The 327-nt window shown below is 34.6% G+C and carries 1 protein-coding gene; it reads left to right on the plus strand.

Annotated features, from left to right (window positions below; all coding sequences use genetic code 11):
• Window positions 1-327 (plus strand): hypothetical protein (locus E1176_RS19995; RefSeq protein WP_185152442.1); only part of this gene is annotated, 327 nt, incomplete at both ends.

Genomic DNA, 327 nt, shown 5'->3' on the forward strand with positions numbered 1-327 from the left:
TAGGTGGACAGTATAATTCTACGGATCAGCCTTCTTACGAACTAGAATCTACTTCAAAAGTGGCTTTAGTGCCTCAATTTGGATTAAGAGCAAACTATAAGGTTATAAGCTTAGGTTTCGACATAGAATATGTCAACTCGCAAATCGGAAATGAAGAGATCCTGACTAATCTTAAGGTCTTGCCTATCACTTTTTTAGCAAGAATAAAACTATTGTCTTTCTCAAATCAAACTTTATCTATTTCAGGTGGATTCTTAACTCCAGTGAATATGGGAACATCAGTAAAAAGTACATTTAGTACAAATAGTGGTATGGCTAGTGTTACTT

The organism is Fulvivirga aurantia (assembly GCF_009711475.1).
GTDB lineage: Bacteria > Bacteroidota > Bacteroidia > Cytophagales > Cyclobacteriaceae > Fulvivirga > Fulvivirga aurantia.